General features: G+C 75.0%; 17 protein-coding genes. 7 read left to right on the forward strand and 10 right to left on the reverse strand.

Annotated elements, in window-relative coordinates; all coding sequences use genetic code 11:
• Positions 1-3: 3 nt before the first annotated feature.
• Positions 4-225 carry a biotin/lipoyl-binding carrier protein gene (locus ASG36_RS15645; protein ID WP_082523186.1) on the reverse strand — a complete coding sequence of 74 codons (222 nt, stop codon included), beginning with the start codon at positions 223-225 and terminating at the stop codon, positions 4-6.
• A gap of 84 nt (positions 226-309) precedes the next feature.
• Entirely contained in the window at positions 310-1,335 is a 1,026-nt protein-coding gene (locus ASG36_RS15650) for a biotin carboxylase N-terminal domain-containing protein (protein ID WP_235495084.1), read from the reverse strand.
• 175 nt (positions 1,336-1,510) lie between these two features.
• Between ASG36_RS15650 and ASG36_RS23105 the strand changes: the two genes are divergently transcribed.
• A complete protein-coding gene (locus tag ASG36_RS23105) occupies positions 1,511-1,585 on the forward strand; it encodes a 50S ribosomal protein bL37 (RefSeq protein WP_014742531.1) in 75 nt (24 codons plus the stop codon).
• Between the two features lie 63 nt (positions 1,586-1,648).
• Here ASG36_RS23105 and rsrA read toward each other — a convergent pair whose 3' ends face one another.
• Both rsrA and ASG36_RS15660 read right to left on the reverse strand, forming a co-directional pair.
• A complete protein-coding gene (rsrA, locus tag ASG36_RS15655; protein WP_055765857.1) occupies positions 1,649-1,984 on the reverse strand; it encodes a mycothiol system anti-sigma-R factor in 336 nt (111 codons plus the stop codon).
• Positions 1,981-2,838 carry a sigma-70 family RNA polymerase sigma factor gene (locus ASG36_RS15660; protein WP_304437802.1) on the reverse strand — a complete coding sequence of 286 codons (858 nt, stop codon included), beginning with the start codon at positions 2,836-2,838 and terminating at the stop codon, positions 1,981-1,983. The genes rsrA and ASG36_RS15660 overlap by 4 nt, the downstream gene beginning before the upstream one ends.
• 54 nt (positions 2,839-2,892) lie before the next feature.
• On the opposite strand from ASG36_RS15660, the gene ybaK reads away from it, so the two are divergent.
• The gene (gene ybaK / locus ASG36_RS15665) at positions 2,893-3,372 is read left to right on the forward strand and encodes a Cys-tRNA(Pro) deacylase (RefSeq protein ID WP_055765860.1); all 480 of its coding nucleotides are present in this window, start codon (positions 2,893-2,895) and stop codon (positions 3,370-3,372) included.
• Positions 3,373-3,379: 7 nt separating this feature from the next.
• On the opposite strand, the gene ASG36_RS15670 is transcribed toward ybaK, so the two are convergent.
• A complete protein-coding gene (locus tag ASG36_RS15670; RefSeq protein ID WP_235495087.1) occupies positions 3,380-4,846 on the reverse strand; it encodes a fused MFS/spermidine synthase in 1,467 nt (488 codons plus the stop codon).
• Between the two features lie 102 nt (positions 4,847-4,948).
• Positions 4,949-5,695: an SOS response-associated peptidase gene (locus tag ASG36_RS15675; protein ID WP_055765865.1), complete on the reverse strand. Its 747-nt coding sequence runs from the start codon at positions 5,693-5,695 to the stop codon at positions 4,949-4,951.
• Between the two features lie 120 nt (positions 5,696-5,815).
• Between ASG36_RS15675 and ASG36_RS15680 the strand changes: the two genes are divergently transcribed.
• The 4 genes from ASG36_RS15680 to ASG36_RS15695 all read left to right on the forward strand — a co-directional run bounded on the left by ASG36_RS15680 (position 5,816) and on the right by ASG36_RS15695 (position 11,455).
• Complete coding sequence (locus ASG36_RS15680) at positions 5,816-7,228, forward strand: NAD-dependent succinate-semialdehyde dehydrogenase (RefSeq protein ID WP_055765869.1); 1,413 nt, start codon at positions 5,816-5,818, stop codon at positions 7,226-7,228.
• A gap of 49 nt (positions 7,229-7,277) precedes the next feature.
• A complete protein-coding gene (aroA, locus tag ASG36_RS15685) occupies positions 7,278-8,561 on the forward strand; it encodes a 3-phosphoshikimate 1-carboxyvinyltransferase (RefSeq protein ID WP_055765872.1) in 1,284 nt (427 codons plus the stop codon).
• Positions 8,562-8,577: 16 nt separating this feature from the next.
• Positions 8,578-9,594 (forward strand): ribosome small subunit-dependent GTPase A, encoded by a 1,017-nt coding sequence (gene rsgA, locus ASG36_RS15690; protein ID WP_055765875.1) that lies wholly within the window; start codon positions 8,578-8,580, stop codon positions 9,592-9,594.
• Between the two features lie 112 nt (positions 9,595-9,706).
• Positions 9,707-11,455, forward strand: coding sequence for a bifunctional diguanylate cyclase/phosphodiesterase (locus ASG36_RS15695; protein ID WP_157498848.1), 1,749 nt, complete (start codon positions 9,707-9,709; stop codon positions 11,453-11,455).
• Here ASG36_RS15695 and ASG36_RS15700 read toward each other — a convergent pair.
• A complete protein-coding gene (locus tag ASG36_RS15700) occupies positions 11,422-11,970 on the reverse strand; it encodes a DUF2087 domain-containing protein (protein WP_055765881.1) in 549 nt (182 codons plus the stop codon). The two genes, ASG36_RS15695 and ASG36_RS15700, sit on opposite strands and share 34 nt — an antisense overlap.
• Before the next feature lie 39 nt (positions 11,971-12,009).
• Here ASG36_RS15700 and hisN point away from each other — a divergent pair, with 39 nt between their 5' ends.
• On the forward strand, positions 12,010-12,804 hold the full coding sequence (hisN, locus tag ASG36_RS15705; RefSeq protein ID WP_055765883.1) for a histidinol-phosphatase: 795 nt from the start codon (positions 12,010-12,012) through the stop codon (positions 12,802-12,804).
• 19 nt (positions 12,805-12,823) lie between these two features.
• Here the strand turns inward: hisN and ASG36_RS22365 are convergent, their stop codons facing one another.
• The 3 genes from ASG36_RS22365 to ASG36_RS15715 form a co-directional block, all read right to left on the reverse strand.
• The gene (locus ASG36_RS22365) at positions 12,824-13,000 is read right to left on the reverse strand and encodes a hypothetical protein (protein ID WP_200944514.1); all 177 of its coding nucleotides are present in this window, start codon (positions 12,998-13,000) and stop codon (positions 12,824-12,826) included.
• A gap of 266 nt (positions 13,001-13,266) precedes the next feature.
• Positions 13,267-13,773, reverse strand: a complete 507-nt coding sequence (locus tag ASG36_RS15710) for an XdhC family protein (protein WP_055765886.1) — start codon at positions 13,771-13,773, stop codon at positions 13,267-13,269.
• Complete coding sequence (locus ASG36_RS15715; RefSeq protein WP_055766313.1) at positions 13,770-14,771, reverse strand: aldo/keto reductase; 1,002 nt, start codon at positions 14,769-14,771, stop codon at positions 13,770-13,772. Before ASG36_RS15715 ends, ASG36_RS15710 begins: the two co-directional genes overlap by 4 nt.
• Positions 14,772-14,773 lie beyond the last annotated feature (2 nt).

The raw sequence follows: 14,773 nt of genomic DNA on the forward strand, positions 1-14,773 counted from the left end.
CGCTCAGCCCTCGACGGTGGCGATGAGGTCGCCCTCCTGGAGGACCTCGCCCTCGACCACGTGCAGCTCGGCGACGGTGCCGGCGCGCTCGGTCAGCACCGGGATCTCCATCTTCATCGACTCGAGGATGACCAGGGTGTCCCCCGCGGCCACCTCGGCGCCCGGGGCCACGAGGACCTTCCAGACGCTGGAGACCATCTCGGCGTGGATCTCCTCGACCGCCACGGGTCCTCCTCCAGCTCGCCGTGCCCGCGCCGGGGCTGCTGCCCCGTCGCGGTCATCCAACCACCACGCGGGGGGTGGGCAGGTTCAGCCGTCGGCGAGCCGGTGCAGCACCGCGCAGACCGCGTCACCGTCGTGCGGCACCCCCGTCTCGGGCAGCCCGGTGAGCACGTCGGCGGCCCGGCGGGCGGCGGTCGCGGTGTCCGCCCCGGTCGCGCTGACCGTGGCCAGCAGCGCGTCGTACCAGCCGTCCAGCCGGTCACCGGGGTCGTAACCGCTCACCGCGGCCAGCTCGGCGTCCCGCTCGCTGGGCCAGACGTCGGGCAGCCGACCGGTGACGCGACCGGCCTCCCCCGGCGGCAGGGTGGACCGCAGCTGCACCGCGACCGCCGGCCGCGGCTCGCCGTCGGTGCCCGGCCGCACCCGGCCGGTGGCGCTGCGCAGCGCCAGGGCGACGGCGTCCACCCCGTGGGCGCGCTCCAGCACCGCGAGGTCCAGGGAGAAGCCGGCCGACACCTCGGCCAGCTCCCCGTCGGGGTCGATGCCCACGGTCACCAGCCCCCGCCAGCCCAGTTCCGGGAGCCGCCCGGCCGCTGCCGGCAGCGCGACGTCGTCCCCGGCGCCGGGGACCCAGGACACCCGGGCGGTGCCGGCGTCCCGGTCCCGACGCACCGGGGTGACGTGCCGCAGCCCGTCCGCGGTGACGACGGCGAGGAACCCGCGCGCGCTGGCCGGCTCGACGCCGTCGCCCCCGAGCCGCTCCAGCACGCCCGCCTCGGGACCCACCCAGGTCAGCCCGGCACCGACCACGGCCGCAGCCAGCTCGCTGTTGCCGGCCAGGGCGGGGGGCACCGGCAGCACGGCCGTCACCCCGCTGCGCCGGGCGGCCTCGACCAGGCGCGGCACCGACAGGTAGGACTCGGCTGCCGGCGCCGGGCCCAGCCACACGGCGTCGTCGGCCAGCCGCACGTGCCGGGCCTCCCGCTCGGTCGCCGAGTGGACCGCCACCGTCTTCACGCCCAGCGCGGCACAGCTGCGCACCACCGCACAGGCCATCGGCCCCCGGCCCGCCACCAGCACGCTGTCGATCCCCGTGTTCCCGGTGTCCGCCACGTCCCCCACGCTGCCGCACCGGTCGGGTCGGCGCCCGCTGGGCCGGACGTGAGACCCTGGAACGTCAGCTCGGCCGGTCCGCGGGGTCCGGTCGGGCACCGGCGGGCCCAGCGACACCGGGTCCGCCCGGGAAGGCCCAGCAGCACCCCGTCGGAGGAGTGAGAGGAGGGCAGCGATGTCCAAGCGAGGACGCAAGCGGCGCGCCCGCAAGAAGAGCGGCGCCAACCACGGCAAGCGCCCCAACGCCTGAACCGTGCACAGCAGAGGCCCGGGACGACGACGTCGTCTCGGGCCTCTGTCGTGCGCGGGTGGGTCAGCGGTCGGTGGTCTGCTCCACCGTGACCCGCTCGACGCTGACCGAGGTGCCGTCCTCCTCGAAGGAGACGGTGGTCAGCTGCATCTTGATCCGGTCCTTGAGGCCCAGCGGCGTGGGGTCGCCGCCGCAGCGGCGACGGACCAGGGCCTTGAACTCCTGCTCGATGCCGAACTCCCGCAGGCACGGCGAGCAGTCCTCGAGGTGCTCGGCGATGACCGCCCGCCGGGCGTCACCGGTCTCCTGGTCCAGGAACTCGAAGACGTGGGACAACACGTCGTCGCAGCTGTTGATCTCGTGGTCGTCCTCGGCCGGTACCGGGCTCTCCGCGGTCATGACGCAGTCCCCTTCTCGGGTGCCCCGGCGCGGGCGAACCCGCGGTCCCGGGCGTAGTCGGCGAGCAGCTTCTGCAGACCCCGTCGCCCGCGGTGCAGCCGGGACATGACGGTGCCGATCGGCGTCCCCATGATCTCGGCGATCTCCTTGTAGGCGAACCCCTCGACGTCGGCCAGGTACACGGCCAGCCGGAAGTCCTCCGGGAGCTGCTGCAGGGCGTCCTTGATGTCGGAGTCCGGCAGGTGGTCCAGGGCCTCGATCTCGGCCGACCGCAGGCCGGTGGAGCTGTGCTGCTCGGCGGCGAACAGCTGCCAGTCCTGCACCTGGTCGGTGGGGTACTGCTGCGGCTGCCGCTGCTTCTTGCGGTAGTTGTTGATGTAGGTGTTCGTCAGGATCCGGTACAGCCAGGCCTTGAGGTTCGTGCCCTCGGCGAACTGGTGGAACGCGGAGTAGGCCTTGACGAAGGTCTCCTGGACGAGGTCCTCGGCGTCGGCGGGGTTGCGGGTCATCCGCAGCGCCGCCGGGTACAGCTGGTCCAGGAAGGGCAGGGCGTCGCGCTCGAACCGGGCGTCGCGCTGGGCGCGCGTCTCGGCCTGCTCGGAGCGGCTGCCGTCCGCCCGCGCCTCGGGGGTCTCGGTCACCACCGGCGCACTCGCGGCGACCGTTGTCGCTGTGGTCTCGTCCGTGGTCTCGTCGGGCACCGACCGTCCTCTCTGCGGGGCCCGCAGACGGGACACCACGTCGGTCGATGCTAGTCGTGCGGTCACCGGACGGCCGGGCGGACGGCGGACGATCACGACGTCGGAGGACGCCGTGGACCGCGGGGCCCGGGTCGGTGCGGAGGAGCTGCTCACGCCTCCTACAAGGTCCCCACCCCGGCTGCTCATTCCCACACCTAGGGTGTCGGCATGGCGGCGGCGACCCCCGCGGTGCGGGTGCTGGAGAGGGCGCAGGTCCCCTTCGGACTGCGCACGTACGACCCCGACGAGCACGCCGACGGCCAGGGCTGGGGGGAGGCCGCGGTGGCGGCGCTGGGCCAGGACCCGGCCGCGGTGTTCAAGACCCTGGTCGCCCGGGTGGACGGCGCACTGACCGTGGCCGTCGTCCCGGTGGCCGGGCAGCTGGACCTCAAGGCGCTCGCCGCGGCGGTCGGCGGGCGCAAGGCGGTGATGGCCGACCCCGCCGACGCCGAGCGCAGCAGCGGTTACGTGCGCGGGGGCATCAGCCCGCTGGGCCAGCGGAAGGCCCTGCCCACGGTGGTGGACGACTCGGCGCTGCAGCTGGCCGCGGTGTGCGTCAGCGGCGGCCGGCGGGGGCTGCAGATCGAGCTCGCACCGGCCGACCTGGTCGCCCTCACCCGGGCCCGGACCGCGCCGATCGGCCGCTGAGGACGACTCAGCCGTAGGGCGTGAGCAGCTGGTCGACCGGGGCCAGGTCGTCGGTGAGCACCGGGGCGTCGGCGACGAACGCGGCCAGCTCCTCGCCCTCGACGACCTGCCAGTCCAGGCCCCGCTCGGCCAGCACGGCGGCGATCGCTGCGGCCGGCAGGGGCTCCCGGGAGGCCACCGCGACCACGTTGCCCCCGTCGGTGCCCGCCACCACGGGCTCGCGGGCCAGCAGCAGGACGTGGTCGAACACCGCGCCCATCGTGGCCAGCTCGGCCCGCACGAAGTCCAGCGGCGGGTTGTCGATCAGGTTCGCCGCGTAGACCCCGTCCGACGTCAGGGCCCGGTCGACCAGGTCCAGGGCCTCGACCGTGGTCAGCTGCCAGGGCACGGACAGGCCACCGAACGCGTCCCCGACCACCAGGTCCCGGCCGTCGGCGGGTTCCCGGGTGAGCCCGATCCGGGCGTCCCCGACGTCGACCCGCAGGTCCGCCGACGTCTGCAGGTCCAGCAGGTCGCGGTCGATCGCCAGCACCCCGGCGTCGACCTCCAGCACCCGGCTCTGCGTCCCGGGGCGCACCTCGGCGAGGTAGCGGGGCAGGGTCAACCCACCGCCGCCGAGGTGCAGCGCGGACAGCGGGTCGTCGGCCGGGGCCATCGCGTCGGTGACCGAGGCGATCGCCTGCACGTACTCGAACTCCAGGTACGTCGGGTCGTCGAGGTCGACGTAGGAGTGCCGCAGGGTGTCCAGCACCAGGGTCCGTCCACCCTCCCGCTCGGGGTCGGCGACCACCCGGGCGCAGTGGTAGGTCGTCTCCTCCTCGCACGGGTCCGGCGCGATCACGGCCATCCCGGTGCCGGCCAGGGTCAGCACCAGCAGGGCGCCCGGGAGCCGGGCGGCGGCGGTGGACCGGCGCCGCAGGAACAGCCACAGCCCGATGCCGGTGGCCACCACCACCAGGCCGGTGCCGACCAGGATGACGGTGGTGGGCAGCACGGCGACCAGCACGAACCCGGTGCCGAAGGTGGCCGCGATGCCCCCCAGGGTGCCGATGCCCGACAGCCTGCCGACCACCGAGCCGGTCTCGCGCAGGCTGCCCAGCTGCAGGGTGACGATCATCGGCGGCACCGCCGACAGCAGGGCCGCGGGCACCACGACGGCCACCGCGGCCAGCAGCAGCACGTTGCCCGCGGCCGCACCGGTCAGCAGGGCACCGGCGAACCGGACCAGCGGCACGACCGCGATCAGCAGCGCACCCCCGGCCACCAGCAGCGGGGCGAGCAGCCCACGCGGGTCCCGCCGGTCGGCCACGGCTCCCCCGGCCCAGGCACCGACGGCGATCGCGGCCAGCGCGAACCCGATGACCGCGGTGTTGGTCTGCAGCGTGATGCCCACGTAGGGCGCGATCAGCCGCAGTCCGGCGATCTCGAGCACCAGCACCGCCCCGGAGGCCAGGAAGGTCACGACCGCGGCCACCCAGCCCGGCAGCGCCCGACTCGGGGTGGCGGGTGGTGCGTCGACGGCGGGGTCGGGCGTCGTGCTCAGCGGGTCACCTCGGGGTGGCTCGGGTGCGAGGGGTCAGAACAGGGCCGGCTGGTCGGCCGGCTCGCTGACCGACTCGACGCGGGCGGTCAGCTGCGGGCCGTTGTTGGCGACGTTGCCCACCGCGGCACCCACCGGCCGGATCTCCAGGGTCTCGACGAACTCCGGCGGGGTGGGCGCGGCGAGGGCCTCGACGTCGTCGCGGGCCGGGTCCAGCCAGTCGGCCCAGCGGTCGGGCGGGAGCACCAGGGGCATCCGCTCGTGGATCTCGGCCAGTGCTCCGACGGCCGGTGCGGTGACCACGGTGCAGGAGTACAGCCGGTCCTCCCCGCGCCCCCAGACCTCCCAGAGCCCGGCGAAGGCCAGGCCCGACCCGTCCTCGGGCGTGACGAACCAGGGCTGCTTGCCCGGGGCGTGCGGCTTCGGTGACCACTCGTACCAGCCGTCGGCCGGCACGAGGCAGCGGCGGGCCCTCGCGGCCTTGCTGAACGCGGGCTTGCTGGTCAGCGACTCGACCCGGGCGTTGAGCATCCGGTTGCCGACCGAGACGTCCTTGGCCCAGGAGGGCACCAGCCCCCACCGGACGACGCGCAGCTCACGGTGCGAGCCCCCGGTGGGCGCGCCCTCGGCGTCGCGCTCCTTCGCCTGCCGGACGACGTACACGTCCTTGGTGGGGGCCACGTTGTGGTCGGCGGCCAGCGGCGGCTGCCCCGGGGCCGGCACCGCCTCGAACTCCACCGTCAGGTCCTCGGGACGACGACTGGCTGCGTAACGCCCGCACACGGTGACCTCCTGGGCTGGCCGGACTCGACAGCGACTGTAGGTGCGCCCGCCGACCGTGCGTGCTGTCGGACCCCACGGGTAGGACTGGACGGACGCACCCGTTCGACGAGAGGCACCTCCGTGACCAGCACGACCCAGGACTCCCCCAGCACCGATCGCGCCTACGCCACGGTCAACCCCTTCACCGGGGAGACCGAGCGGGAGTTCCCCGCCCTGGCCACTGCCGACGTGCCCGCCGTCGTGGAACAGGCGCACACCGCCTTCCTCGAGTGGCGCCGGCGCAGCGTCGCCGAGCGGGCCGCCGTGGTCGGGAGGGCCGCGGACCTCATGCTCGAGCGCACCGACGCCCTGGCCGCGCTGATCACCCGCGAGATGGGCAAGCGCATCCAGGAGGCGGCCGGTGAGGTGCAGCTGGCGGCCAGCATCCTGCGCTACTACGCCGACCACGCCGAGGAGTTCCTCGCCGAGCGCACGATCCAGGTGATGAAGGGCGAGGCCGTCGTCGTCAACGAGCCGACCGGTGTGCTGCTGGCCATCGAGCCGTGGAACTACCCGCTCTACCAGGTGGTCCGGGTAGCCGGCCCGAACCTGACGCTGGGCAACACGATCCTGCTCAAGCACGCCGAGAACAACCCGCAGTGCGCCCTCGCGCTCGAGGAGCTCTTCCGGGACGCCGGTGCCCCCGAGGGCGTCTACACCAACGTCTTCCTGGCCATCTCCGACGTGGAGAGCGTCATCGCGCACCCCGCGGTGCAGGGCGTGACGCTCACCGGCAGCGAGAAGGCCGGGTCGTCGGTGGCCTCGCTGGCCGGCAAGCACCTGAAGAAGTCGGTGCTCGAGCTCGGTGGCAGCGACCCGTTCGTCGTGCTGGACACCCCCGACCTGGGCCGCACGGTCAAGGCCGCGACGATGGGCCGGATGGCCAACACCGGCCAGGCCTGCATCGCGGCGAAGCGGATCATCGTGCTCGAGGACGTGTACGACGACTTCGTCGCCGGCATGACCCAGGCGTTCTCCTCCTTCACCCCCGGCGACCCGGCCGACCCGGCGACCACGCTGGGCCCGCTGTCCACCGAGAAGGCCGCGGCGGAGCTGGCCGCCCAGATCCAGGACGCCGTCGACAAGGGCGCGACCGTGCTGGCCGGCGGTGGCCGCCCCGACCACGCCGGCGCCTTCGTCGAGGCCACCCTGCTCGCCGACGTCACCCCGGAGATGCGGGCGTACTCCGAGGAGCTGTTCGGTCCGGCCGCGGTGCTCTACAAGGTCGCCGACGAGGACGCCGCCGTGGCGCTGGCCAACGACAGCTCCTACGGGCTGTCCGCGGTGGTCTACAGCGGGGACGCCGAGCGCGCCCGCGGGGTGGCCGACCGGCTGGAGTCCGGGATGGTCTGGATCAACCAGCCCTCGGGCTCCTCCCCCGAGCTGCCCTTCGGCGGGGTGAAGCGCTCGGGCTACGGCCGCGAGCTCTCCGAGCTCGGCATGTTCGAGTTCGCCAACCGCCGCCTGGTCCGCACCCTGCCGGCGACGAGGTGAGCGGCGGGCAGGGCGTCGGCGGCTCCCGGCGGCGGGCAGGATGGGCGGCATGACCAGCTGGACGACGCCGCACCACCCCGCGCCGGTCGACGCCGTCGTCACCCTGCCCGGCTCCAAGTCGATCACCGCCCGGGCCCTGGTGCTCGCCGCGATCGGCGAGGGCCCCTCCCGGCTGGTGCGCCCGCTGCGCGCCCGGGACACCGACCTGATGGCCGAGGGTCTGCGCGCCCTCGGGGTCGGGATCGAGGTCGACGGCGACGACTGGCTGGTCACCCCCGGTCCGTTGCGCGGCCCGGCCACCGTCGACGCCGGCCTGGCCGGCACGGTGCTCCGGTTCCTGCCACCGGTGGCCGCCTTGGCCGACGGCCCGGTCACCCTCGACGGCGACGAGCGGCTCCGGGACCGGCCGAACGCCGGTCTCATCGAGGGGCTGCGCGGCGCCGGGGTGACCGTGGAGGACGGCGGCCGCGGCAGGGCCCCGTTCACCGTGCAGGGCACCGGCGCGGTGCGCGGCGGCACGGTCACCGTGGACGCCAGCGAGTCCAGCCAGGTGGTCAGCGGCCTGCTGCTGGCCGCGGCCCGGTTCACCGAGGGCCTGGACCTGCGCCTCACCGGGGGCGTGCCGTCGATGCCGCACGTGCAGATGACGGTGGAGACCCTGGCCGAGCACGGTGTGCTGGTCGACCGCACCGACACCGGCTGGCGGGTGCACCCCGGCCCGGTCGCGGCCGTGGACCGGGTGGTCGAGCCCGACCTGTCCAACGCCGCCCCGTTCCTGGCCGCCGCGCTGGTCACCGGTGGGCGGGTGACCGTCCGGGACTGGCCGCTGCGCACCACCCAGCCCGGGGCCCAGCTCGAGCACCTGCTCACCGTGATGGGCGCCGACGTGCAGCGCACCGCGGACGGGCTGCAGGTCACCGGCGGCACGTCGGTCCGCCCGCTGGTCGCCGACCTCTCCGAGGTGGGCGAGCTGACCCCGGTGCTGGCCGCCCTCTGCGCCCTGGCCGACGGCCCGTCCCGGCTGACCGGGATCGCCCACCTGCGCGGCCACGAGACCGACCGCCTGCAGGCCCTCGACGAGGTGCTGACCGCCGTGGGGGCCCGGGTCGTCCAGCTGCCCGACGGCCTGGAGATCACCCCCGGCCCGGTGCACGCCGCCGAGCTCGACTCCTACGCCGACCACCGGATGGTGATGGTCGCGGCGGTGCTGGGCCTGGTCGCCGACGGCGTGGTGGTGCGCGACCCCGGAGCGGTCACCAAGACGCTGCCCGACTTCACCGACCGGTGGGCCGGGTTGCTCGACGCCGACGCCCCGGCCGCGGTGTCGTCCTGACCGGGCGGGCGCTCTGATGGCCGGCCGCACGTTCGACAGCCGCTCCGACGAGGACGACGTCCGGGTCCGCCCGGGCCGCCGCGGCTCCCGGCCGCGCACCCGCACCCGGCCCAGCCACGACGATGCCGTCCCCGGCCTGGTGGTCGGGGTCGACCGCGGTCGGATGAGCGTGCGGGTCACCGGGCCCGAGGGCGGGGACGTCGAGGTCACCGCGATGCGGGCCCGCGAGCTGGGCAAGCACGGTGTCGTCACCGGCGACCGGGTGCGCCTGGTCGGGGACACCAGCGGCCGCACCGACAGCCTGGCCCGCATCGTGGTGATCGAGCCCCGCGCCACCACGCTGCGGCGCACCGCCGACGACACCGACCCCACCGAGCGGGTCGTCGTGGCCAACGCCGACCAGCTGGTGGTGGTCACCGCGATCACCGACCCCGAGCCGCACGTCGGCTTCCTCGACCGCTGCCTGGTCGCCGCGTTCTCCGGCGGGCTGACCCCGCTGCTCTGCCTGACCAAGGCCGACCTGGGCAGCCCCGACGAGCTGCTGGCCCGCTACGCCGGGCTCGAGGTGGAGGCGATCGCGGTCTCCCAGGACACCACCCTGGCCGAGCTGCAGCCGCGGCTGGACGGGCGGATGAGCGTGTTCGTCGGGCAGTCCGGGGTGGGCAAGTCGACCCTGGTCAACCGGCTGGTGCCCGACGCCTACCGGGCCACCGGCGGGGTGAGCAAGGTCGGCAAGGGCCGGCACACGTCCTCCTCGGCGGTGCTGCTGGACCTGCCCGGCGGCGGGATGGTCATCGACACCCCGGGCATCCGCAGCTTCGGCCTGGCCGACACCGACCCCGCCGACGTGCTGGCCTCCTTCGACGACCTGGCCGAGGTCGCCCGGGACTGCCCGCCGCTGTGCGCGCACACCGCCGACGTCCCCGACTGCGCCCTGGACGAGTGGGCCGCCGAGGGCCCGCCCGCCCGGGCCGAGCGGCTGGGCAGCTTCCGCCGCCTGGTCGCGGCGGTCAGCCAGACCCCGAACTGGTAGCGGCACCGCCGGGGTGGCCCGCACGAGGGAGTAACTACCGTTTCCGGATCCGGTCTATCCGGAAACAGCCGATGTGTCCTGCGTGTCCGCTCACCGTCGAGCCGCCCCCGAGGTGGCCACCCCCCGCGTGATGGCCCGGGTGACCGGTGGTCTCTACCTCGCCGGCGCCCTGGCCGTCCTGGTGCTGGGCTCGGCCGCCTGGCCCCGGCCGGGCGCGGGCGTGCTGCTCGCGGTCGCGGCCACGGCTGCGGTCACCGGTGCCGTGGTGAGCTGGTCGGGACGGCGCCTGCCCCGCTGGGCCTACCACGGCCTGGTCGCTGCCGGGACCGCGCTCATCACCGTCACGGTGGTCGCGTCACCCGGACCGGCGACCGCAGTGGCCGGGGCGGCGATCGGTGCGTTCGTCGCGCTGGACGCCTTCTTCTTCTTCGGCTGGCCCGGGGCGGTGGCGCAGCTCGGGTGGCTGGTCACGACCCTCACGGTCGCCCTCGCGTCCCGCCCGACGGTCCCGGTCAGCGCCGTGGTCGTGGTGGACCTGGTGCTGCTCGCCGTCGCCGTCGTGGTGGGCGGGCTCGTCCAGCGGGCGTCCAGCGCCGGCCGGGACCCGCTCACCGGCCTGGCCAACCGTCGGGGCTTCGACGAGGCCGCCACCGACCTGGTGCGGGGCTGTCGACGCTCGGGCCTGCCCCTGTCGGCCGCGCTGCTGGACCTGGACCACTTCAAGGCGGTCAACGACCGTTCCGGCCACTCGGCCGGGGACGACCTCCTCCAGTCGGTGGCGTCCCGGTGGCGGCCCGCGCTGCCCGCCGGTGCGGTCCTCGCCCGGCACGGCGGGGACGAGTTCGCCCTGCTGCTGCCCGACGCGACCGGACCGGTGGCCCTGGCCGTGGTGGAGCAGCTGCGGTACGCCGTCCCGGGGGTGGGGCTGTCCTGCGGGGTGACCCAGTGGCGTCCGGGCGAGACCGTGGCCCAGCTGATGCGGCGCGCGGACGGGGCGCTGTACCAGGCCAAGAACACCGGCCGTGGCCGCAGCGTGCTCGACGACCAGGGCCCCGACCCGCTCGTGGCCGAGCTCACCGCCGCCCTGGCCGCCGGCCCCGGCGAGTCCGGACTGGAGGTGCACTACCAGGGCATCGTGGCCGTCGGGTCGGGGCAGCTCGTCGGCGTCGAGGCGCTGGCCCGGTGGGAGCACCCGACCCTGGGGGCGCAGAGCCCGGCCCGCTTCGTGCCGCTGGCCGAGGACCACGGTCTGATCGACGTGCTGGGTCGCCGGGTGCTGGACCAGGCCTGCCGCGACCTCGCCGAGCTGCACCGGCAGACCGGCCAGCGGCTGCTGCTCACGGTGAACGTCTCCGGCCACCAGCTGTGCGACCCCGACTTCCCCGGCGACGTGCGCTCGGCCCTCACCGCCGCCGGCTGGCCCGCCGCGTCCCTGGTCCTCGAGGTCACCGAGAGCCTGGTCGAGGCCGACTCCGCCGCGGCGGTGGCCGCGCTGACCGCCCTGCGGGACACGGGGGTGTCCGTGGCGATCGACGACTTCGGCACCGGCTTCTCCTCGCTGGCCCGGCTGGACACCCTGCCGGCGGACTACCTCAAGCTGGACGACTCGTTCACCGCCGCCCTGACCACCTCGACCCGCCGGGCCCGGCTGATGCGCAGCATCGTGGGCATGGCCGAGGCGCTGGACCTGCAGGTGATCGCCGAGGGGGTCGAGACCCCGGAACAGGCCGAACGCCTGCGCGCCCTGGGGTGCCGCTACGCCCAGGGCTTCCTGTTCCACCGGCCCTCCCCCGTCGCCGGCCTGCGGGAGCTCCTCCGGGAACGGGCTCAGACGTCGACCGGGCCGCCGCTGCGCCAGTAGACGCCGGCGTCCCGGCTCAGCAGGTCGCCGTCCACGAGGTACCGGCGCAGCGCCGCGGTGTCCGGGTGCCAGACCGCGAGCAGGGCGTTGACCTCGCGCTCGGGGTAGCGCAGGCCGGGCTCGAAGACCCGGACCAGGTGCTCGAGCACGATCCGGCGCTTGGCCCGGGGCACCGGGATCGACGTGAGGCGGCCGTCGGTGATGAAGGTCTGCAGCACGGCGTCCTCGGCCGGGTCCGACGACAGCGGCTCCGGCGGCGGCGTGGCCTCGGCGGCACCGCGGGCCGCGGCACCGAAGAGCTCGCGGCGCAGCTCCAGGCCGGTGCCGTCCCGGCGGACCAGGCCGCCACGGCCGAGTCGGCGGGCGGCCAGCGCGACCTGGGTGCCGGTCAGCCCGGTGGCCTCCGCGACCGAGTCGATGTCGGTGGCACCCGGGGCCAGTGCCGCGACGACGGCCAGCCGGGTGTCGTCGGCGAGCAGGCCGACCAGCTTGGCGGCATCGGGGGCAGGACTCACCGCCCGACGGTAGAACGAGGCCGCCAGTACGGTCGCCCCATGACGGGCTCGCGGGGTTACACCGAGGACATGCAGCTGGCCCACGTGCTGGCCGACCAGGCCGACGCGATCAGCCTCGACCGGTTCAAGGCCCAGGACCTGGTGATCGACACCAAGCCCGACCTGACCCCGGTGACCGATGCCGACCGCGCGGTGGAGCAGCAGCTGCGCAGCTCGCTGGGCCGGACCCGCACCCGGGACGCCGTGCAGGGCGAGGAGTTCGGCACCACCGGGCACGGTGCCCGCCGCTGGGTGGTCGACCCGATCGACGGGACGAAGAACTTCGTCCGCGGCGTGCCGGTCTGGGCCACCCTGATCGCCCTGCTGGACGGCGACGTCCCGGTGGTCGGCATGGTCAGCGCACCGGCGCTGGGCCGCCGCTGGTGGGCCGCCGCCGGGGTGGGCGCCTACACCGGGCGGCGGCTGGAGTCCGCGACCCGCTGCCGCGTCTCGGGCGTCGACAGCCTCGCCGACGCCAGCCTCAGCTACTCCAGCCTCTCGGGCTGGGAGGAGCGCAACCGGCTCGACGGCTTCCTCGACCTGACCCGCTCGGTGTGGCGGACCCGCGCCTACGGGGACTTCTGGAGCTACACGATGCTCGCCGAGGGCGCGGTCGACGTGGCCTGCGAGCCCGAGGTGTCGCTGTGGGACATCGCGGCGATCGACGTCATCGTGCGGGAGGCCGGTGGGACGTTCACCGACCTGGACGGCACCCCGGGCCCGGCCGGTGGGTCCGCGGTGGCCACCAACGGCCACCTGCACGGCGAGGTGCTGACGGCGCTCGCCCCCCGCTGAGGGCGAGCACCGCCCGGCCTCAGTGGGTGCCGGTCCCCTTCGAGCCGCCGCCCTGCAGACGACGCCGGACGTCGTCGATCTTGGCGCGGTTCTTCGGGTCCTTGGCGAACTGCTGGGCCTTGTCGGTGGCCTGCCGGATCGCCCGCTGACCCTGCGGGCTCTTGGCGAACTTCATGATCTTGTCGATGAGCGGCATGGCGCACATCCTCCTCGTGCTGGGACCCGGTCGGTCCGATCGCTGACGTCAACGTCGGTGCGGGTCGCGGCGTTCCGCCCACGTGTCGGTCCGCCGGGCCGCGGCCCGGCGGCCGTCGTACGTGTCGGCCCAGGTGTGGACGCGGGGGCCGCCGACCGGCCAGGGGGTGGACGCCGGGCGGCGCACCTGCCCACCCGCACCCCCGGTGGACGGGATGACCCTCGGGCGGAGGTCGAGACAGCAGCCGCCCCGACCGGCCACCCGGGTCAGAAGTCGAACCCGCCGGGGCGTCCGTTGCGGTCGGCGAGCAGCCCGGCCAGCGTGGACACCGCGATCTCCGCCGGGGCCCGGGAGCCGATGTTGAGCCCGATCGGCCGGTGCACCCGGGCCACCTCGGCGTCCGCCACCCCCAGGGCGGCGAGCGCGGCGACGTGCGGGCCCTCGTGGTGCGGGTTGCCCATCACCCCGATCCACCGGTTGCGCACCGCCAGCGCGTCGCGGAGGACCTCGCCCAGCTCCTCGCGGTGGTGGTCGCAGGCCACCACGTCGGCGTGCGGCTCGTCGGGCACCGCGGTCAGCACGACGGTGCCCTCCGGCAGCCCGTCGACCTCCCGCCCCGCCGGGTCGACCAGCACCGGCGCGTACCCGCACTCCGCACCCAGCCGCAGCAGCGCCGCAGCGACCGGGGAGGCGAAGACCGCGACCAGCACGCGGTCGGCCGCGGGCTCGCCGGCGGAGTGCCCGTGGGCCACCCCGCAGGTCGGGTCGCTCATCGCGCCGGGCTGTCGCCGTAGGCGTAACCGGCGTTGGCGTAGCGACCGCCCTCGGCGGCACCGGGCGGGGCGATCTCCTCCAGCCGCGCCAGGTCGGCGTCGGTCAGCTCGACGGCGTCCGCGCCGGCGTTCTCCGCCAGGTAGGTGCGCCGCTTCGTGCCCGGGATCGGGACGACGTCGTCGCCCTGGGCGAGAACCCAGGCCAGCGCGAGCTGCCCGGCGGTCGCGCCCTTCTCCCCCGCCATCGCCGTCACGGCCTCCACCAGGCGCAGGTTGGCCTGGAACGCCTCGCCCTGGAAGCGCGGCATGTCCTTGCGGAAGTCGTCGTCCCCGAAGTCGGCCGGGCTGGTGATCGCACCGGTCAGGAAGCCCCGGCCCAGCGGGGAGAACGGCACGATGCCGATCCCGTGCGCACGCGCCTCGGCCAGCACGCCCGAGGACTCGAGGTCCCGGGTCCACAACGACCACTCGCTCTGCAGCGCGGTGATCGGGTGCACTGCGGCGGCCCGGCGGACCGACTCGGCCGACGCCTCGGACAGGCCCAGGTACCGGACCTTGCCCTGCTGCACCAGCTCGGCCATCGCGCCGACGGTGTCCTCGATCGGCACCTGCGGGTCGACGCGGTGCTGGTAGTAGAGGTCGATGGTGTCCACACCGAGGCGGCGCAGGCTGTCGGTGCAGCGGGCGTGCACGTTCTCCGGGCGGCCGTCGGTGACCATCGCCCCGGAGGCGTCGCGGGACAGGGTGAACTTGGTGGCGAGCTGGACGTCGTCCCGGCGGGTGCGCAGCCGCTCGGCGAGCAGCTCCTCGTTGTGCCCGTCGCCGTAGACGTCGGAGGTGTCCCAGAAGGTGATGCCCAGGTCCAGCGCGCGGTCCAGGACGGCGAGGGACTCGTCGCGGTCGGCGGCCCCGTAGGACTGGCTCATCCCCATGCAGCCCAGCCCCTGCGCGGAGACCTCGAGGTCGCCCAGCCTGCGTCGTGCGATCGGTGCGGTCATGC

The sequence above is a fragment of the Geodermatophilus sp. Leaf369 genome, assembly GCF_001424455.1.
GTDB lineage: Bacteria > Actinomycetota > Actinomycetes > Mycobacteriales > Geodermatophilaceae > Klenkia.

Excerpts from the sequence above, each read along its gene's own strand:
- ybaK (WP_055765860.1), top strand. The coding sequence starts at position 2,893 with ATGGCGGCGGCGACCCCCGCGGTGCGGGTGCTGGAGAGGGCGCAGGTC.
- rsrA (WP_055765857.1), bottom strand. The coding sequence starts at position 1,984 with ATGACCGCGGAGAGCCCGGTACCGGCCGAGGACGACCACGAGATCAAC.
- rsgA (WP_055765875.1), top strand. The coding sequence starts at position 8,578 with ATGGCCGGCCGCACGTTCGACAGCCGCTCCGACGAGGACGACGTCCGG.
- hisN (WP_055765883.1), top strand. The coding sequence starts at position 12,010 with ATGACGGGCTCGCGGGGTTACACCGAGGACATGCAGCTGGCCCACGTG.
- aroA (WP_055765872.1), top strand. The coding sequence starts at position 7,278 with ATGACCAGCTGGACGACGCCGCACCACCCCGCGCCGGTCGACGCCGTC.
- ASG36_RS15710 (WP_055765886.1), bottom strand. The coding sequence starts at position 13,773 with ATGAGCGACCCGACCTGCGGGGTGGCCCACGGGCACTCCGCCGGCGAG.
- ASG36_RS22365 (WP_200944514.1), bottom strand. The coding sequence starts at position 13,000 with ATGCCGCTCATCGACAAGATCATGAAGTTCGCCAAGAGCCCGCAGGGT.
- ASG36_RS15715 (WP_055766313.1), bottom strand. The coding sequence starts at position 14,771 with ATGACCGCACCGATCGCACGACGCAGGCTGGGCGACCTCGAGGTCTCC.